Raw genomic sequence first — 16,631 nt, forward strand, 5'->3', positions numbered from 1 at the left:
CACCGTACCGCGGGAAAGTCGGTTGTGGGCCCGGAAAGGGTAGCTATACGGTGTACAACCGCTTCCCTGTACACCGTATAGGGACCTGATCGAACGCCCCTGACTGAACCCCCGGGAGTCCGAATGACGGCGTCCGCCGCCGAGCAGAACCACCTCTCGCAGACGAGCCATCCGCAGCGCTGGCTGATCCTCGGAGTCATCTGCCTCGCCCAGCTCACCGTCGTGCTCGACAACACCGTCCTCAACATCGCGATCCCCTCGCTCACCCGCGAACTGGACGCCTCCACCGCCGATGTGCAGTGGATGATCAACGCCTACTCGCTCGTCCAGTCGGGTCTGCTGCTGACCGCCGGGAGCTCGGCCGACCGCTACGGCCGCAAGAGGATGCTGATCGCCGGGCTGGCCCTCTTCGGCATCGGCTCACTGGCGGCCGGGCTCGCCCAGACCTCCGCGCAACTGATCGCCGCACGGGCCGGGATGGGCATCGGCGGCGCACTCCTGATGACGACCACGCTGGCCGTCGTCGTCCAGATCTTCGACGACACCGAGCGGGTGAAGGCGATCGGCGTCTGGTCGACCGTCGGCTCGCTCGGGTTCGCGGTCGGCCCGCTGATCGGCGGGGTGATGCTCGACCACTTCTGGTGGGGCGCGATCTTCCTGGTCAACATCCCGGTCGCGGTGCTCGGACTGGTGGCCGTGGCGCGGCTGGTGCCGGAGTCCAGGAGCGGGACCGGGGACCGGCCCGACCTGCTCGGCGCGCTGCTCTCCACCATCGGTATGGCCGCGGTCGTCTACGCGATCATCTCCGGCCCCGGGCACGGCTGGACCTCCGGTCAGGTGCTGCTGACCGCGTTCACCGGAGTCGCCGTCCTCACCGGATTCGTGCTGTGGGAGCTGCACATCCCGTATCCGATGCTGGACATGCACTTCTTCCGGAACCAGCGGTTCGTCGGCGCGGTCGCGGGCGCGATCCTGGTCGCGTTCGGGATGGGCGGCTCGCTGTTCCTGCTCACCCAGCAGCTCCAGTTCGTCCTCGGCTACGGACCGCTGGAGGCCGGTCTGCGGACGGCTCCGCTGGCGGTCAGCGTCATCGTGCTCAACCTCGCAGGACTGGGCGCCCGGCTGCTGCCCAGGCTCGGCACGCCCGTCACCATCGCCTCCGGGATGGCGCTGCTCGCCGCCGGTCTGGCCTCGATCGCGCTGCTCGGCGGAAGCGGTTACGGGGGCATGCTGCTCGGCCTGGTCGTGATGGGCGCGGGCATCTCGCTCGCCGCGCCCGCCATGGCCAACGCGATCATGAGCGCGATCCCGCCGGAGAAGGCGGGCGTCGGCGCCGGGGTCAACGGCACCCTCGCCGAATGCGGCAACGGCCTCGGGGTCGCGGTCCTCGGCGCGGTGCTGAACTCCCGGTTCTCCGCGCTCGTCCCGACGGCCGTGGGCGCCGCCTCGCTGCCCGCCGCGCTGGCCGCCGCGAGCGGCGCGGGGGAGCGGCAGCGCATCACGGACGCCTTCGCCTCCGGCCTTGAGGCGAGTCAGCTGACCGGTGCGGTGGCGGTGCTGGTGGGCGGACTGCTGGCCGCGGTGCTGCTGCGCCGTGCGGAGCGGGGAGAATCGGCGCAGGCTGATACTGCCGCGGCGGCGGCATAGCATCAGGCGGGATGTACCGGACCGTACTGCTCCGTTTTTTGGGCACGGGGTAGGTAGGCCCGGGGCAGGTGAGCCCGGGGCCCAGGTGAGTCCGGAGTACGTATCCGGTCCGTCCCGCCGGTGAGACGAGGAGTGCGCCATGGTGTCCGCGGCCGACCGCGCGAAGGACCCTGCCCGGACGAGTGTGTGGCTGAACCACCGGCCACCGTCGCGCGCCCGGAAATCGGACCAGCCCGCAGGGCTCGACCGCGACCGGATCACCGCCGCCACGGTCCGGCTGCTGGACGCCGAGGGGCTCGCGAAGTTCTCCATGCGCCGGCTCGCCGCCGAGCTGAACGTCACCGCGATGTCCCTCTACTGGTACGTCGACACCAAGGACGACCTGCTGGAACTGGCCCTCGACTCGGTCTACAGCGAGTTCGACCCCCCGCCGGAGGACGGGCCGTGGGAGGCCCGGCTGCGCGCGCTGGCGAGCGCGTACCGGGAGCTGCTCGTCCGGCACGTCTGGGTCTCCCCGCTCGTGGGCAAGTTCCTCAACACGGGTCCGCACGCGATGCTCATGGCGTACGCCATCCAGGACGTGATCCGGGCGACCGGCCTTCCGCAGGGACGGCAGACCGGGGCGCTCTCTGCGGTCTTCCAGTTCGTGTACGGATTCAGCACCGTCGAGGGCCAGTTCGCCCAGCGCAGTGCCGAGGCGGGGCTCACCCAGGACGAGTACTTCCAGCAGGCGATGGCGGCCATCCAGGAGCAGCCGCAGCTGGGGCCGCTGGTGGCGGAGTCGCAGGACCTCATCGAGGCCCGCGGCGCCGAGACCGTGCACGAGATGCACGAGCGGGACTTCGCGTTCGCGCTCGACCTGCTGATCGCGGGGATCGACGCGATGCGTGAGCGGGAGCGGTCCCCGGACGCCGAAGAGGGCCGCGCCCGCCCCCGCCAGTAGCCGCGGACCCGCCCCCGTCAGTAGCCGCGTGCCGGGTCCACGGCGAGGGCCGGGAGGCGTCCCGCCGCGAGATCGCGCAGGCAGGACGTGAAGTCCGTGACCACGTCCTGGTCGGCCGTGATGCCCGCCGAGTGCGAGGTGACGACCGTACGGGGCAGCCGCCAGCAGGGATCGTCCGGTGCGGCGGGCTCGTCCGCCAGCACGTCGAGCACCGCCCGCCCCACCGTCCCCGCGTGCAGCGCGGTCTCCAGGGCCGCCAGGTCCACCGTCGCGCCCCGCCCCACGTTGATGAACGAGGCGCCGCCCATCGCCGCGAACCGGTCCGCCCCGAAGTAGCCCGCCGTCGTCCCGGTCAGCGGAAGCGCGGCGACCACCCAGCGGGCGTCCACCGGCTCGTCCGGTCCTGCCATCGCGACGAAGCCGGGCGGGAGCTCGCGCGGGGTGCGCGCCACGCCCACCGTCCGGATGCCACAGGCCCGCAGCAGCCCGGCGACCGCCGAGCCGATCCGGCCGGTCCCGTGGATCAACGCGGTCTGCCCGGCCACGAGTTCGGAGGGGATACGGCGCCACTCGGCCCGCTCGTGCTGCGCGGCGAACTCCGGTACGGACTGGCACTCGGCCAGTACCCAGGCCAGCACGTACTGCGCGATCCGCTCGCCCATCCGGCCCACCGTTCGGGTGAGCAGCGCCCCCGGCGGCCACGGCCCGGCGTCCAGCAGGGCGTCGGTACCGGCGTTCACGCTGTGGAACCAGAGCAGCCCGTCCCCGCGCAGGGCCTCGGGCAGCGTGGCCCCCACGTACACGCAGGGGCCGCCGCCGGGGGCCGCGCCGCGCTCCACGGGGCGCCCGGCGGCCCGCGCCAGGGCGTCCGCCGCGGCGTCGGGCACCTCGGGCCCGGCCAGCAGCCGGGCACGGGCCAGCTCCTCTGGCCGGGGCGGAGGAACGGTCACGGGATCAGGCCTCCGGGGTGGAACGGCGCGGCGGTCACGGCGGGGTCAGGCCTCCGGGGCGAGATGCGCCGGGAAGCCGCCCGTGGCGACCGGGCTCCACCGTTCGGGGGTGATCCGGATGATGGACTTGCCCTGCTTGACCATCGCCGCCCGGTACTCGTCCCAGTCGGGGTGCTCGCCGGAGATGTTGCGGAAGTACTCGACGAGCGGCTCGACCGAATCCGGTGAGTCGATCACCTCGGCCGAGCCGTCGATCTGTACCCAGGGCCCGTTCCACTCGTCGGACAGCACGATCACGCTGACCCGCTCGTCCCGCTTGGCGTTGCGGGTCTTGGCGCGTTCGGGGTACGTCGAGACGACGATCCGGCCCGCGTCGTCGACGCCGCAGCTGAGCGGGGAGCCCTGGGGACGGCCGTCGGACCGGGTGGTCAGCAGGATCGCCCGGTGCCGGGGCCGTACGAAGGCCAGCAGTTCGTCGAGTTCCACGGCGGTGTTGGTCGCGATGTTGGATGCCATGGAACAGACCCTACGACTGCGGGAGGTCAGGCAGCCGGAACGGAATCGCCCTGCACGGCCTGGATGTCGAGCTCCACCCGCAGCGTCGTGCCGATGGCGGAGATGCCGGCCTGGACCACCTGGTTGTAGTTCATGGCGAAGTCCTCGCGGCGCAGCTCGGCCGTCGCCCGGAACGCCGCGCGCACGCCGCCCCACGGGTCGGGGCCGGTGCCGAGGTAGCTCAGGTCGAGGTCGATGGGGCGCGCGACGCCGTGCAGCGCCAGCTCGCCGTGCACGGTCCACCGGTCGGGTCCGGCCGGGGTCAGTCCGCTGGAGCGGTAGGTGATCTCCGGGAACCGGTCGGTGTCGAGGAAGTCCGGGGACCGCAGGTGCTTGTCCCGCATGCCGTTGCCGGTGTCGATGCTGGTCGCGCTGATGACCGCGTCCACCCGGGAGAGCTGCACGTCCTCCGCGATCTCGATCCGGCCGCCGAACTCGGTGAACCGGCCGTGCACGCTGGAGATGCCCAGGTGCTGGGCGACCGCGCCCACGGAGGAGTGCGCCGGGTCCAGCGACCAGACGCCCGGCGGCGGCAGCTCCACCCCGCCCTGGCGGGCCAGTACGACCGTGCCGGCCTCGACCCGGCCGCTCGCCGTGACCAGCGCGGTCGAGGCGGCGGGGGCGTACCCGACCGCCGTCACGATGACCGTGTACGCGCCCGCGGACAGCGGTTCCTCTGCCCGCACGGCCCCGTCCTGGTCGGCGGCGGCCCGCAGCACCTGCGTACCGGTCATGTCGGTGACCGTCACGACCGCGTGCTGGACGGCCCAGCCGTCCCGCGTCCGTACCTGTGCGCGAAGTCCCATCCCGATTTCTCTCCTTGCCCGTTGCTCAGTGGCCCATCCGCTTTGACCGAACGGGTCACTTCATGAGTCGGGCCCCGGGGCGGGGACGGCAGGCCGTCCCCTGCCTGCCGTCCCCGCCTCCGGGGCCCATTTCCACCGGCCCGGACAGCCTCTCCGCTAGAAGCGCCGTCCTGCCAGGGGTCTTGCGTGTCCGTACCCGGACTGATTACCCGCCGGGGTGGGCGAGTTCGATACCGGCTACTCGCCCGGGTGGGCGAGCTCGATGTCGTGGCCGTCGACCCCGTGACCGGCCACGGTCAGGGCGCCCGCCACCGGCGGGTAGCCGGTCGCGATGACCGAGTACTCGCCCGCGTCCAGGTCGGTGAAGGCGTACGCCCCGTCCTCCCCGGTCGTCGAGTTGGCGATGACGTTGCCCGCCGCGTCGATCAGCGTGACGCGGGCGTCCGGCAGCGGCCGCAGAGCCGAACCGGCCCGCACCACACCCTGGACCAGCGCGCCGGCCCGCAGTGCGGCGTCGACCCGGGTGACACCCTGGCCGCCGACCTCCACGGGCAGCGCCATCGGGCGGAACCCGGCCGCGTTCACCGCGACGGTCACCGAACCGGGGACCAGCTCACCGAAGGTGAACTCGCCCGCCTCGCCGGACTTCCCGGTGGCCAGCACGTCGCCGCGGACATCGGTCACGATGATCATGGCGCCCTCGACCGGCGTACCGCCCTCGGCGGCCCGCACGGTTCCGGCCAGCCCGCTCGTACCGGAGAGCAGGATGTCGTACGAGAGCGGCTCGTCGCCGACGACCACGGTGGACGCCTGCGGCTGGAAGCCGTCGGCGGACGCGATCAGCACGTACGAGCCGGCGCCCGGGGCGTCCAGACCGTAGGAACCGTCGGCCTGCGCGGCCGAGATGCCCAGCTGCCGGCCGCCCAGCGAGATCAGCGTGACGGCGGCGTGCCCGACGGGCGCGCCCTCGGCGCCGCGCACCACACCGCGTACCGCGGTGCCCTGCACGGTCGCCGCCGGAGCGGACCGGAGGGTGTCGACCGAGGTGACCCCGGCCGTTCCCTCGGAGGCCGGTGCGGCGGAACCGGACGGGACGCCGGCGAGGACCGCCGCGTCGACCGGGGCCGCTGCCTGTGCCGGGACCGCCTCGACGGGGGCTGCCTCGGCCGGGGCCGGGGCGTCCTTCCCCGCGTTCGTCCGCAGCGCGACCTCCTTGATGAAGATCGTGACCAGGAAGGCGAGCAGTGCGGCCGGAGCCGCGTAGAGGAAGACGTCACCGACGCCGTGTCCGTAGGCGGCCTCGACGACCGTACGGAGCGGCGCGGGCAGCGTGGACAGGTTGGGGATGCCCCCGCCACCGGTGTTCATGGACGCGCCCTGGGGACCGAGGTCGGTCAGGCCGTCCTTGACGTAGTGGGTGACGCGGTTCGCCAGCACGGCGCCCAGTGCCGAGACACCGATGGCACCACCGAGCGAACGGAAGAACGTGACGACGGAGCTGGCCGAACCGAGGTCCTTGGGGTCGACCTGGTTCTGGGTGGCGAGCACCAGGTTCTGCATCATCATGCCGATGCCGAGACCCATCACGAACATGTAGATCGCGATGTGCCAGTACGTGGTGTCGTACCGGATGGTGCCGAGCATCCCGAGACCGGCGGTGAGCAGGAAGCCACCGCTGACCAGCCAGACCTTCCAGCGGCCCGTCTTGGTGATGATCTGGCCCGAGAGGGTCGAGGAGAGGAACAGACCCGTGATCATCGGGATCGTCATCACACCGGACATCGTCGGCGACTTGCCGCGCGCCAGCTGGAAGTACTGGCTGAAGAAGACGGTGCCCGCGAACATCCCGATACCGACGAACAGCGACGCCAGCGAGGCGAGCGTGATGGTGCGGTTGCGGAACAGCCGCAGCGGGATGATCGGTTCGCTGGCCCGGGACTCGGTGAAGACGAAGAGCAGCGCGAGGAGCACCGAGCCGGCCAGCATCACGCCGGTCTGCCAGGACATCCAGTTGTACTTGTCGCCCGCGAAGGTCACCCAGAGGAGCAGCAGGGAGACGGCGGAGCTGATGAAGAAGGCTCCGGTCCAGTCGACCTTGACCTCGCGCTTGACGACCGGGAGCTTCAGGGTCTTCTGGAGCACGATGAGGGCGATGACCGCGAACGGCACGCCGACGTAGAAGCACCAGCGCCAGCCCATCCAGCTGGTGTCGGTGATGACACCGCCGAGCAGCGGGCCGCCGACGGTGGCGACGGCGAAGACCGCGCCGAGGTAGCCGCTGTAGCGACCGCGCTCGCGGGGGGCGATCATCGCGGCCATCACGATCTGGGCGAGGGCGGAGAGACCGCCGACGCCTATGCCCTGCACGACACGGCAGGCGATCAGCATGCCGCTGCTGGTCGACAGACCGGCGACGACCGAGCCGAGGACGTAGATGATCAGTGCTATCTGGACCAGCAGCTTCTTGCTGAACAGGTCGGAGAGCTTGCCCCACAGGGGGGTGGTCGCCGTCATGGCCAGCAGCGAGGCCGTGACGACCCAGGTGTACGAGCTCTGGCTGCCGCCGAGGTCGGAGATGATCTCCGGCAGGGCGTTGGAGACGACGGTGGACGACAGAATCGCGACGAACATGCCGAGCAGCAGCCCGGTGAGTGCTTCCATGATCTGCCGGTGTGTCATCGGCGTGCCGTCGGAGGAATCGTTCCCTCCGTGCTTGGCGTGGCCGCCCCGCACACCGGTTGGTGTGGTCGTAGCCATTTAAATCCTTGTCTTTGCTTCTGTTACACGGGTGTACGGGTGTACGAGCCGTCGTCGCTGTCGGCCGGCCGGGTGCGGCATTCGCCGCTGTGCCGTCCGGGGGCGCACCCGCCGGATCCGCGACAGGAGAAACTGTCGCGCAGCCGGGCCAACAACGTGTTGAGCTGCCCGACCTCTTCGTCGGACCAATCCTGGAGGTGGTGGGCGAACATTTCGGTGGTCCGGCAGTTCAGGTCCGAGAGCACGTCCTCGCCCGCGGGGGTCAGCCGCAGGATCCGGGAACGCTTGTCCGCCGGGTCCGGGGACCGTTCGATCCAGCCGCGCTCCGCTACGTGGGCGACATGCCGGCTGGTAACCGACATATCGACGTCGAGCAGTTCGGCCAGACTGCTGATCCGCATTTCGCCGTGCCGGCTCAGCAGAGCCAGTACGGCCGCGGAGCCCGCAGGACATTCGGCCGGAAGGATGCGCGCGAGCCCTCGTTTCACGGCGCCGATGGCGCTCAGCTGCCGGGCCAGTTCTTCGTACTGACTCCGCGCGGCCACGGGACCCCCAGACATCATCACACCGGTCATCTTGTTGCTTAGGGCAACCATAGAAGCCGTTGGTTGCTGCAGGCAAACGAAATAGGGCTTGCATAAGTAAAGGAACGCAAAAGGCTCGGTAGGGGTGAAGTCAAAGCCCCAGCGTCTGCGGTGTGTAAGTGGTGGATGTGTCTCCTGCCACACTCGAGGCGTGTGCGAGGCGGTCCGGAGCCCGGTTTCCCACCGGACGGGTCAGGCCCCCGGGCGATGCGGCACCGCCCGCGCGCCGTGCGCGATCGTCCCTCGCGCGTATATACGGGAGGACGGGCGGTCCGGAGTCGACGCGATTCCCAAGTGGCCCAGGAGGCAACGGTGTTGTGCGCCGGGAGGGTAGCCGGGCCCGGAGCCGGGACCGGCCCGGTGCCCTTGCGGCCCGGCGGATTCCGCACCGCACGCCCACGCGGTCACCGCCCCTCGCCCGGCCCTCCTCCGGTCTCCCCCCGGCACTTCCGCACCGTTTGCCCCGCTGCGCCCTCGCGCCTTCAACGCCCCGGGGGTTGGGCGCCCGCGCCGAGTTCGCTAGGGTCCTGCGACATGGCACACAACCCCCACGCCCCGCAGGGTCCCGAGGGCACAAGCGACCCGGCAGGCAACACGCAGATGTTCCGCGCCTTCGTCGACGAGGGCGAGCCGCAGCGCCGGCAGCAGCCCGCGGCCGTGTCGTCCGGCGGCCCGAGGACCGGACTGATCGCCGCGGTCGTCGCGGTGATCGTCGTCCTCGGCGCGGTCGCCTGGCTCGCGCTCGGCTGACCGACCCCGGCCACTCCGTCCCCGTCCGCCGACTTCAGTCCGTCACTTCCGCTCCGTCACGTCTGTCACTTCCGCTCGTCACTTCCAGACAGCGGTGACGTCCCGGGTCTCGACGTGCATACCCAGCGGCACCCGCCAGTCGTCCACACAGACGGTGTACGTCTTCTTCCGCGCCGCTCCCGCGTCGATCGGCGCGGGCAGCGGCGCTGTCGATTCCCGGGTCGCCCAGTCGATGCCCAGCCCGCCGATGATGTGCGTGGCGAAGGTGACGGTGCCCGAACGCACCGGTGACCCACCGGTGTTGCGGAACTCCACGGTGACCTTCTCGCACCAGCGCTTGTCCGCCGCCGACCGTCCGGGCGCGCCCACCTTCAGCACGGCCGGTCCTGCGGGGGCGGTGGAGCCGGGCGCGGACGGGGTCGCGGGGGCGGTGGAGCCCCCCGAGCCGCCGGAGCCACCCGAGCCGCCGGAATCGGCGCCTCCGGAGCCGCTGGTGCCGCTTGAGCTTCCTGAGGGGGTGCGGCCCGCAGGGCTCGCGCCGCCGCCGCCGCTGCTGCCGTCCGCCGCGTGGCCCGGCGTGCCGGGCCGCCCGCTGCCGGAGCCACCGCCACCGCCCGTACCGCCCCCCGCGGCCGAGGAACCCGGCGAGGCCGGGGCTGAGCCCGAGGCGTCCCCGGGTCTCCCGGCTCCACCGCCGCTGCCAGCTCCGTCACCGCCCCCGCGCCTGTCCCCGTCCAGCGGGACCAGCGTGACCTTCCCCGAGGGCGCCACCGCCCCGGAGGGGGTCTTGCCGGGGTCCGCCTGTGCCGCGCCGACCGCCGTGTAGCCGTCGCCGCCGCCCGTACCGTCGCCGCAGCCTGCCAGGGTCCCGCCCAGGCACAGCACGGCCGCCGAGGCGGCGATCATGGTGCCTCGGCGGCCGTGCGGGCCGAATGTCTGACGTCGCATGGCGCCAGTGTGGCTGACGGTCCGTCAAATCGGAACCCGTGCGCCGCTGCACGCGGATCAGTCGGCGATGAGCCCTTCCCTGAGCTGGGCGAGCGTGCGGGTCAGCAGGCGCGAGACGTGCATCTGCGAGATGCCGACCTCTTCGCCGATCTGCGACTGGGTCATGTTGGCGAAGAACCGCAGCATGATGATCTGCCGTTCCCTGGGCGGGAGTTTGGCCAGCAGCGGCTTGAGGGACTCGCGGTACTCGACGCCCTCGAGCGCCGAGTCCTCGTATCCCAGCCGGTCGGCCAGCGAGCCCTCGCCGCCGTCGTCCTCTGGTGAGGGCGAGTCCAGCGAGGAGGCGGTGTAGGCGTTGCCGACGGCCAGGCCGTCGACGACATCCTCCTCGGAGACCCCGAGTGCCTTGGCCAGCTCCGGCACGGTCGGCGAGCGGTCGAGCTTCTGGGCGAGCTCGTCGCTGGTCTTGGTGAGGGCGAGCCGCAGCTCCTGGAGCCGACGGGGCACCCGCACGGACCAGGAGGTGTCCCGGAAGAAGCGCTTGATCTCGCCCACGACGGTGGGCATCGCGAACGTCGGGAACTCCACGCCGCGTTCGCAGTCGAACCGGTCGATCGCCTTGATCAGGCCGATCGTGCCGACCTGGACGATGTCCTCCATGGGTTCGTTGCGGCTGCGGAACCGCGCCGCGGCGTAACGCACCAGCGGCAGGTTGAGCTCGATGAGTGTGTCCCGCACATAGGCCCGCTCCGGGCTGTCCGTTCCATCTGGCCCCGGTGCGGGACCCAGTGCGGCGAGCCGCACGAACAGTGAGCGGGACAGCGTGCGGGTGTCGATGGCTTCCGACGAGCTGGTGAGCACAACGGGTGCGGGTGCGCTCTTGGTGAGCGTGAGCACCTTCGAGCTGCCCTGTTCTGCGGACATGCCACCCCCTTGAGGTCGCGGACGGTCGCGGTGGCCGCGACCATCGGAGGAACGCAGCCTCCACCTGAATACCGGAAGCGAGGCGGCGGCAAACGCGGTTCCCGCAGAATGTCACATGTCGGCAACGCGCTGTAGTGACTTGTCGACAAGTCTTGGGTGAGTCTGTGCAGTTAACGAGCGGTTTGCCGTATGTCATCGGGCGGAAATGCTTAAGCAGCGTTCTACCCGTTCCGGTTACGCCTCGATCCTGTTTGCGGATCGCAGTCGGGCGAAACTTCTGGCGAGAAGCCTTGACACATGCATCTGTGAGACGCCCAGTTCCGCGCTGATCTGGGACTGCGTCAGATTGCTGTAGTAGCGCAGCAGCAGGATCCGCTGCTCGCGTTCGGGCAGCTGTACGAGCAGGTGCCGGACCAGATCGCGGTGCTCGACACCGGCCAGGGCCGGGTCCTCGTAGCCGAGCCGGTCGAGCAGTCCGGGCAGCCCGTCGCCCTCCTGGGCCGCTTCGAGCGAGGTCGCGTGGTACGAGCGCCCCGCCTCGATGCAGGCCAGCACCTCGTCCTCGGAGATCTTCAGCCGGGCGGCGATCTCCGCGGTGGTGGGCGAGCGGCCGTGAGCCGTCGTCAGGTCCTCTGTGGCGCCGGTGACCTGGACCCAGAGCTCGTGCAGCCGGCGCGGTACGTGGACGGTCCGCACGTTGTCCCGGAAGTACCGCTTGATCTCTCCGACCACGGTCGGCATCGCGAAGGTCGGGAACTGGACACCCCGTTCGGGGTCGAACCGGTCGATGGCGTTGATCAGGCCGATCGTGCCGACCTGGACGACGTCCTCCATCGGCTCGTTGCGGCTCCGGAACCGCGCCGCGGCGTACCGCACGAGCGGGAGGTTCGCCTCGATCAGCGCCGTCCGGACCCGGCCGTGCTCCGCGGTGCCCGGCTCCAGCCCCTTGAGCTGCCCGAAGAGGACCTGGGTGAGCGCCCTGGTGTCCGCGCCCCGGGTTCTGGCGGGGGTGGCGGTGTCGTCGGGCGTCTCGGTCTCGATCGTCTGCACAGCTTGCTGCGGTGGCTGCGGCGGTGACTGCTGCGGCGTCTGTTGCAGCTGTTGTTGTTGCTGCGACGGTGACTGCTGCGGTGACTGCTGCGGCGGCTGGGCGGTCTGCGGGGGCTGGGCGGTCTGGGGAGGCACTTGAGGCGCTGTACTGGCCGGCACGATGACGCCACCCCTTTGCGGTCAACTTCGGTCAATTCATCCGTCAAAAGCGGTCATAGCATCACAAGACATGTCCACTATGTGCAAGCACCCTATTGCGCCGTGTTGGCTGTGCTGACGTCGAATCGGTTTAAACACAAAGAAAAGCCCCTCACCGCTGTGGTGAGGGGCTCGCAGGGCCGAAGGGGTCAGAACGGGTAGTCGGCGATCACCCAGGTGGCGAATTCACGCCACTGTCCGGCGGCAGCCTGGTGGGCCGGATGCTCGATGTAGCTCTTCAGCGCGGCCTCGTCGGCGACGGCGGAGTTGATGGCGAAGTCGTACGCGATCGGCCGGTCCGTGATGTTCCAGGCGCACTCCCAGAACTCCAGCCCGGGGACCTTGTCCGCCAGTTCCTGGAAGGCCCTGGCCCCCGCGACGACCCGCGGTTCGTCGCGCGCGACGCCATCGTTCAGCTTGAACAGGACCAGATGGCGGATCATGGGGGTACTCCTAATTCACGAGCTCGGACATGAAGTCACCGACGCTCTGCGCGGCACTCGAAACGCCCTCGAAGCCTACTTGGACGAGATCGGCGGCTCTGGCCGGGGACGTGATGATCGTGTACAGCACGAAGACGACTATCAAGTAGAGAGCGATCTTCTTCGCTTGCACCATCGGCCCCTGACTCCCCTTCGATCCCCTGCGCGGTCGGGCGAGTCTATCCGCACGAATGGCCGTATCCACTTGGTGTTTCCGATCACTCATGCGGACTTTAGGGACCAAGGACCCGGCGACCAAGGCCCTTCGCCCGCCCGCTCGGCCCCCGGCGCGGGGCAGGATGGATGACGAGCCCGGCGGATGTGGCAGAAACTCCGCAGGGCGAGGAACAGGACCTCTCTGTGGGGTCCTCGCCGCGGCACCCCCCCCGATCGCGGCAAGGGCCGGAAGGTCCTGTTCTCATCGGGGGGAGCGGCTTGTCCCCCCGATGCCGCTCCCCCCGACCTGAGCGGTAGCACAGCACGCGGGCCCCGGTTCGTTTCCGAACCGGGCCCGCGTGCTGTCACGGGGCGTTCCGAGGCGCCCCGGCCGGGTCAGCGCCGGGTGCCGGCGGTCTCGGGCGGCAGGTCCTGCGACAGCAGCATGCGCAGGTCGTCCAGGCTCGGTGCGGGCATCGCGCCGATCCGGCCCGCCTGCCGGGTCATCATCGACTCCAGGATCTGCCGGGCCGCACGCGCGTTGCCGAAGGACTGGTCGCGCGGCAGGCTGTCCACGTAGCCGCGCAGTGCGGTGATGGCCTCCGGGGCGCAGTCGTAGCCGTAGCCGGTGGCCTGCCTGGACAGGATCTCCAGCAGCTCGTCCGTGGAGTAGTTCTCGAACTCCACCGTCCGCGAGAACCGCGAGGCCAGACCCGGGTTGGAGTCGAGGAAGCGGCGCATCTCACGGGTGTAGCCGGCAGCGATGACGACGACCTCGTCGCGGTGGTCCTCCATCAGCTTCAGCAGCGTGTCGACGGCCTCCCGGCCGAAGTCGGACGTCGCGCCCTCCGGGGTGAGGGCGTACGCCTCGTCGATGAACAGCACACCGCCCAGGGCGCTTTCGAACGCCTCCTTGGTGAGCTGCGCCGTGTGCCCGACATAGCGGCCCACCAGGTCGGCGCGGGCCACCTCGACGAGCTGGCCCCTGGGCAGGACGCCCAGGGAGCGCAGCAGGTCGGCGTAGAGCCGCGCGACGGTGGTCTTTCCGGTACCGGGCGGACCGGAGAAGATGAGGTGCTGGCTGATCTTCGGGGTGGGCAGTCCCGCGGCCCGGCGCTGTCTGGTCGCGCTGAGCAGGTTGACCAGGGCGGTCACCTCGTTCTTGACCGCCGTCAGGCCGATCATGGCGTGGAGCTGGGCGAGCAGTTCCTCGGAGCCCGGACCGTCGTCCGCCGGGGTTCCGGCGTTCACCGCCACGTCTTCGGGCAGCAGGAGTGTCAGGTCGCTCTCCGCAGGGTTCCTCATGGAGCTCAGCCGGAACGCCTGCCGGTCCACCATCTCCTCGAACACCCGGCGCGCGGCGCGCCCGTTGCCGAACGACGCGTCGCGCGGCATCCGCTCGTAGTGCGAGGCGAGGGCGTCCAGGGTCCGCGGGTCCAGCGCGTAGCGGTGGGCCGCGCACAGGTTCTCGGTGATCGTCACCAGCTCGCCGACCGCGTAGTTGGCGAACTCGATGGTGCGGGGGAAGCGGGAGGCCAGGCCCGGGTTGGAGGAGAGGAAGGTGGTCATCTCCTGCGTGTAGCCGGCGACGATGACGGCCACGTCGTCGCGGTGGTCCTCCATCAGCTTCAGCAGGGTGTCGACGGCCTCCCGGCCGAAGTCGGCGCCGGATCCCTTGCTGTCGGACAGGAGCGTGTACGCCTCGTCGATGAACAGGACACCTCCGAGCGCCTCGTTGAACGCCTCGGTCGTCTTGATGGCCGTACCGCCGATGACCTGCGCGACCAGATCGGCGCGGGATACCTCCACCAGGTGCCCGGAGCGCAGGACGCCGAGCTCCGCCAGGATGCCGCCGTACAGCCGGGCCACCGTGGTCTTGCCGGTGCCGGGCGGTCCGGAGAACACCAGGTGTCGGCTCATTTGGGCCACCGGCATGCCGAGTTGGGCGCGGCGCTGGTTGAGCTGGTTCAGGTTGACGAGTGTGCGCACCTGGCTCTTGACCTCGGCGAGGCCGACGAGCGAATCCAGCTCCTCCAGCGGGCCCTTGGGCTCCTTGGCCGTTTCCCCGGCGCCGCCGCTCGCGGTGTCCGCCGGGAGGGTGTCGCCCCAGGCGTCGGGGGCGACGTTGCCGGTGCTGTTCAGGTCCTCGACCGTGAGCCGTTCGTTCACCCGCGTCTGCCTGAGACCCGCGCCGCGGTTGTCGCGGACGGTGCAGCCGGTCACGGCGACGGGCTCGGCGCTGTCGATCCGGATGCCGTCGCCGACGCTGCCGATGACCTGGGAGGAGGTGAGCGTGGCGCGTGAGCCGTTGTTGAGCAGGACGCCGTGGGCGCCGCAGTCGGTGATGTGGGCCCGCAGGACGGTGAGTTCGCCGTCGTTGTCCACCGTGATGCCGCCGGCCGCGGCGGACTCGATGCGGCAGTCCCGCAGAGCACCCCTCCCCTGCGCGCCGACGGACACGGTGGTGTCGGTCGCCGCCCGCATGACCGTGTCGCGGATCTCGGGGTTGCCGCCGGAGGCGATCCGTAGCGCGGCGCCGCCCGCCCGGTCGATCTCGCAGTGCTCCAGGCGGCCGCGCCCGTCCTCGGCCACCTCGACGCCGTGGCCGCCGGGCGAGGTGATCCGCGCGCGGCGCAGCAGCGGGTTGGCGCCGGTGACTATCCGTATGCCGGCGCCGGCCGCGTCCGCGATCAGCAGGTCGTCGAACTCCGCCGTCGAATCCTCCTCCAGCAGCACGGCTCCGCTCGTGTCCGCGCAGTCGCGCACCGCGCAGCCGGTCAGGGCGGGCGCGCTGGAATTGATCACGCGGATGGCGGGCGCGGCGGCGGTGTCGAACTCGCAGTCCTGGAAGGTGCCCCGGGAGCGCTCTGTGACGGCGAGCCCGCTGCCCTTGGTGCGTGAGGTGCGGCAGTTCAGGAACTCGGGGTCGGCGCTCGCGGCCAGCATGATGCCGGGGCCCGAGGTGTCGGACACGGTGACGTGCTCCAGGACCGGGCGGGCGGAACTGGTGATGTAGACGCCGACGGAGGTGTCGTGCACGAAGGTGCGCACGACCCGGGTGCCGCTGCGGCCCTCCAGCGCGATGGACGGCTTGTCCGTGCCGGAGATGTCGCAGTCCTCCACCAGGCCCTGCGCCTCGTCGGAGGTCAGCACGCCGTTGGCGCGGGCGTCGCGGATCCGGCAGTCCCGTACGGTCGTTCGTGCCTCCGCGCCGATGACGACGCCGGAGGTGCCGAGGTTCTCGATGAGGCAGCCGGCGATGACGCTGCCGGTCGGCGCGGAGTCCACGACTCCGGCGCCCTTCGGGTTGCTGACCCGGCAGTCGCGCATGGCGAGCGAGCCCGACTCGCGGGCCAGGACGGCCGTCCAGCCGGAGCCGATGACCGTGCAGCCGTCCATCGCGACCTGGCCGCGCGGCACGTCGACCGCGGGCAGGTCCTCGCTCCCGCCGCGCAGGGTCAGGTCGGTGAGCATGACGGCGTCGGCGACGAGGACCACGGCGGTGCCCCGGCGCGGGCAGATCTCGACGCTGCCCGGATCGCCGTCGGCGACGATGGTGACCCGTGTCCTGACCATGAGGTTCTCCGGGTAGCGACCGGGGTGGACCCGGATCACCGCACCCGTGCGTGCCTTGTCCAGGGCATCACCGATCGTCCGGAAGCTGTCCGGCTCTGCCGACCCGACCCTGAGCAACTGCCGTGACACGCTCGATCCTCCTCGCTGTGGTGCCGCCGCCGTGTGACTCTCCCACCCAGGAGGCCGGCCGGGAACTGGTTCGCGGCCGGGGTACGTACGGCTGTGCGCACGCGCTGAAGGCTACGGGACCGGTCCGTCGATGTTCCAGGAGGGACAGCCGGGTTGGGGCCGGTTCCGCCGGGACC

14 protein-coding genes are annotated in these 16,631 nt (G+C 70.9%); 3 read left to right on the forward strand and 11 right to left on the reverse strand.

The annotated features are described in order from the left end of the window. The first annotated feature begins 123 nt into the window (after positions 1 to 123). Both OG892_RS20725 and OG892_RS20730 read left to right on the forward strand, forming a co-directional pair. Positions 124 to 1,647: an MFS transporter gene (locus OG892_RS20725; RefSeq protein WP_328866217.1), complete on the forward strand. Its 1,524-nt coding sequence runs from the start codon at positions 124 to 126 to the stop codon at positions 1,645 to 1,647. Between the two features lie 139 nt (positions 1,648 to 1,786). After that, positions 1,787 to 2,590, forward strand: coding sequence for a TetR/AcrR family transcriptional regulator (locus tag OG892_RS20730; RefSeq protein WP_371629933.1), 804 nt, complete (start codon positions 1,787 to 1,789; stop codon positions 2,588 to 2,590). Positions 2,591 to 2,607: 17 nt separating this feature from the next. Here OG892_RS20730 and OG892_RS20735 read toward each other — a convergent pair whose 3' ends face one another. From OG892_RS20735 to OG892_RS20755, 5 genes are all read right to left on the reverse strand, one after another. Further along, positions 2,608 to 3,540 carry an NAD(P)-dependent oxidoreductase gene (locus tag OG892_RS20735; RefSeq protein WP_371629934.1) on the reverse strand — a complete coding sequence of 311 codons (933 nt, stop codon included), beginning with the start codon at positions 3,538 to 3,540 and terminating at the stop codon, positions 2,608 to 2,610. Between the two features lie 45 nt (positions 3,541 to 3,585). Further along, entirely contained in the window at positions 3,586 to 4,056 is a 471-nt protein-coding gene (locus tag OG892_RS20740) for a PPOX class F420-dependent oxidoreductase (RefSeq protein ID WP_073736400.1), read from the reverse strand. 26 nt (positions 4,057 to 4,082) lie between these two features. Continuing rightward, a complete protein-coding gene (locus OG892_RS20745) occupies positions 4,083 to 4,901 on the reverse strand; it encodes a YceI family protein (protein ID WP_073736401.1) in 819 nt (272 codons plus the stop codon). Between the two features lie 237 nt (positions 4,902 to 5,138). Next, entirely contained in the window at positions 5,139 to 7,658 is a 2,520-nt protein-coding gene (locus tag OG892_RS20750; protein WP_371629935.1) for a DHA2 family efflux MFS transporter permease subunit, read from the reverse strand. A gap of 23 nt (positions 7,659 to 7,681) precedes the next feature. Then, positions 7,682 to 8,203 carry a MarR family winged helix-turn-helix transcriptional regulator gene (locus OG892_RS20755; RefSeq protein ID WP_073736403.1) on the reverse strand — a complete coding sequence of 174 codons (522 nt, stop codon included), beginning with the start codon at positions 8,201 to 8,203 and terminating at the stop codon, positions 7,682 to 7,684. A gap of 573 nt (positions 8,204 to 8,776) precedes the next feature. Between OG892_RS20755 and OG892_RS20760 the strand changes: the two genes are divergently transcribed. Then, positions 8,777 to 8,992: a hypothetical protein gene (locus OG892_RS20760; protein ID WP_371629936.1), complete on the forward strand. Its 216-nt coding sequence runs from the start codon at positions 8,777 to 8,779 to the stop codon at positions 8,990 to 8,992. Between the two features lie 78 nt (positions 8,993 to 9,070). Here OG892_RS20760 and OG892_RS20765 read toward each other — a convergent pair whose 3' ends face one another. The 6 genes from OG892_RS20765 to OG892_RS20790 all read right to left on the reverse strand — a co-directional run bounded on the left by OG892_RS20765 (position 9,071) and on the right by OG892_RS20790 (position 16,455). Further along, a complete protein-coding gene (locus OG892_RS20765) occupies positions 9,071 to 9,940 on the reverse strand; it encodes a hypothetical protein (RefSeq protein ID WP_371629937.1) in 870 nt (289 codons plus the stop codon). 57 nt (positions 9,941 to 9,997) lie between these two features. Continuing rightward, the gene (locus tag OG892_RS20770) at positions 9,998 to 10,864 is read right to left on the reverse strand and encodes an RNA polymerase sigma factor SigF (RefSeq protein ID WP_024489092.1); all 867 of its coding nucleotides are present in this window, start codon (positions 10,862 to 10,864) and stop codon (positions 9,998 to 10,000) included. Positions 10,865 to 11,098: 234 nt separating this feature from the next. Beyond that, positions 11,099 to 11,962, reverse strand: a complete 864-nt coding sequence (locus OG892_RS20775; protein WP_073736532.1) for an RNA polymerase sigma factor SigF — start codon at positions 11,960 to 11,962, stop codon at positions 11,099 to 11,101. 299 nt (positions 11,963 to 12,261) lie between these two features. Continuing rightward, positions 12,262 to 12,555, reverse strand: coding sequence for a Dabb family protein (locus tag OG892_RS20780; RefSeq protein ID WP_073736406.1), 294 nt, complete (start codon positions 12,553 to 12,555; stop codon positions 12,262 to 12,264). Between the two features lie 10 nt (positions 12,556 to 12,565). Then, positions 12,566 to 12,730, reverse strand: a complete 165-nt coding sequence (locus OG892_RS20785) for a hypothetical protein (protein ID WP_199884435.1) — start codon at positions 12,728 to 12,730, stop codon at positions 12,566 to 12,568. 416 nt (positions 12,731 to 13,146) lie between these two features. Then, complete coding sequence (locus OG892_RS20790) at positions 13,147 to 16,455, reverse strand: right-handed parallel beta-helix repeat-containing protein (RefSeq protein ID WP_371629938.1); 3,309 nt, start codon at positions 16,453 to 16,455, stop codon at positions 13,147 to 13,149. Between the last annotated feature and the right edge of the window lie 176 nt (positions 16,456 to 16,631).

The organism is Streptomyces sp. NBC_00341, from assembly GCF_041435055.1.
Classification (GTDB): Bacteria; Actinomycetota; Actinomycetes; order Streptomycetales; family Streptomycetaceae; genus Streptomyces.